Source organism: Blautia sp. CAG:257 (assembly GCF_000433815.1).
GTDB lineage: Bacteria > Bacillota > Clostridia > Lachnospirales > Lachnospiraceae > Blautia_A > Blautia_A caecimuris.
Map to the genome: position 1 here is coordinate 39,263 of NZ_HF999000.1, position 2,536 is coordinate 41,798.

2 protein-coding genes are annotated in these 2,536 nt (G+C 33.8%); both read left to right on the forward strand.

Going from position 1 to position 2,536, the window contains the following annotated elements:
* Positions 1–1,736 (forward strand): glycosyltransferase family 2 protein (locus QVP40_RS02620; RefSeq protein WP_288200257.1); only part of this gene is annotated, 1,736 nt, incomplete at its 5' end.
* A 43-nt stretch (positions 1,737–1,779) separates the two neighbouring features.
* Positions 1,780–2,536: UDP-galactopyranose/dTDP-fucopyranose mutase family protein (locus QVP40_RS02625; RefSeq protein ID WP_288200258.1), on the forward strand; the 757-nt coding region annotated here is incomplete at its 3' end.

Sequence of the window (2,536 nt, forward strand, 5' to 3'; positions counted from 1 at the left end):
AAGAGAATGCACCCAGAAAAGATGTATTTTGTTATAAGGATATGCCGGATCATATATTAGATTCATTTCAAAACTGGGCATGGAATAAGCTGATTAGTCATGAGCTTGTAAAGAAATATCATATTAAATTTCAGGAGATTTTCAGAACAAATGATTTCCTTTTTGTGGCATCCTGCATGATGCTTGCGGACAGGATTACTCTTTTAGAAAAGAAATTGGTTTATTATCGGATTGGAATGTCAAATAATTGTCAGGCAACAAACTATAAATTCCCATTGGATTTTTTGACGGCATTTTATGCGGTAAAAGATTTTCTTGAAAAAAATAATTTTTATTCTGCTGTTGAACGCAGTTATGTGAATAAAGCTTTAGCAGGTTGTATTTATAATATGAATTCAATAGGAGATGTGCAGGCAAAAAAAGCTGTTTTTGATGAACTGAAAAAAGACGGATTTAAAAAGCTGGGAATTGAAGGGAAAAACGAGGAATATTTTTATAATTACAATAAGAATAACTATAAAATTTTTCGGGAGATTAGTATGAGTGATTTTGACGAGTTTATGATTAAAAACGGATCCAGAATGGAAAAGAGACAATTTTTACAAAACAAGTATCTTCAGGTGAAATCTGATATTCCCAAAGTGTCGATCGTGGTTCCTATTTATAACGTTGAAGACTATCTGGAAGAATGTCTGGAGAGTGTGGTCAGACAGACTTTGGAAGATATTGAAATTATATGTATTAATGATGGATCAACAGACAGATCAATGGAAATTCTTAAAACATATGCAGCCGCAGATGCCCGGATTATTGTTGTTGATAAAAAAAATGAGGGATATGGTATTGGGATGAATATTGGTCTGGACAAAGCTACCGGTGAATATGTCGGTATAGTAGAGCCTGACGATTATGTACCGTTAAATATGTTTGAAGATCTTTATTTAAAAGCCAAAGAATATGAACTTGACTTTGTAAAGGCTGATTTTTATCGCTTTGTTACTGCTGCAAATGGAAATATGCAGCTGACCTACAATCATTTAACCGGAATGAAAGAAAAATATAATGTTGTTTTTAATCCCAGTATGGAGCCTGAAGCATTGACATATGTTATGAATACCTGGAGTGGAATATATAAAAATGAGTTTTTAAGAGAAAACCATATACGTCACCATGAAACCCCGGGTGCGTCTTTTCAGGATAATGGTTTTTGGATTCAGACGTTCTGTTATGCAAAACGTGCTATGATCTTAGATATACCATATTATATGAACAGAAGAGATAATCCAAATTCTTCAGTAAATAGTCCGGAAAAGGTTTACTGTATGAATGAAGAATATAAGTATATTAAAGAAATACTGTCAGGAAATACTGAATTGTGGAATAGATTTAAGTATTACTATACATGGAAAAAATTCAATAACTATATGTTTACATTAAACAGAATAAACGTTAAATTTAAACATCAGTATATTCTTGATATTAGTCAGGAAATGAGGCAGGCAGAATCAGATCATGAATTGGATAAAAGCCTGTTTAGTGACATGAACCGAAAACGTCTTGATATGCTGATGGCAAATCCGGAAGCTTTCTATCATTTGGAATGTGTTAGTGGAACAACAAATCTGGAAAGACGTGTTGCTGAACTGGAAAATTCTACCACAATGAAAGTAGGGCGTATAGTAATGTATATTCCTATTAAGATCAAAAAATTTATCAGAAGAATGGGTAAAAAATAATTCAGATATTTTTACTGTCTGTAGAAAGGACAAGTGGCAGATCATGCAGAATAAATATGATTATTTAGTAGTTGGAGCCGGATTGTATGGAGCTGTCTTTGCTCATGAAGCAAAAAAAGCCGGTAAATCAGTTTTAGTGATTGATAAGAGAGACAATATTGCAGGAAATGTATACACTGAAAAAATAGAAGGAATTCATGTTCATAAATATGGAGCGCATATTTTCCACACAAATAACAAAAAGGTATGGGAGTATGTCAATCAATTTGCTGAATTTAATCGTTTTACAAACAGTCCTGTAGCCAATTATCACGGCGAGTTATACTCTCTTCCGTTTAATATGTATACTTTTAATAAGATGTGGGGAGTGGTAACTCCGGAAGAGGCAGCTGCTAAAATTGAGGAACAGAAAAAAGAGGCAGGTATTACAAATCCTGAAAATCTTGAAGAGCAGGCAATTTCTCTTGTAGGCAAGGATATTTTTGAAAAGCTTATTAAAGGATATACAGAAAAACAGTGGGGACGCAGTTGTCGGGAACTTCCGGCTTTTATTATCAAGCGTCTTCCGGTTCGTCTGACATATGATAATAATTATTTTAATGCGCTTTATCAGGGCATTCCGATTGGTGGATATACCAAAATGGTTGATAATATGTTAAAAGGAATAGAAGTTCGACTTGGGGAGGATTATCTTCAGCAGAAGGATGAATATGATTCAATAGCAGACAGAGTAATTTATACAGGTGCAATCGATGCATATTTTAATTTTGCTATTGGTCATCTGGAATACCGTTCCGTAC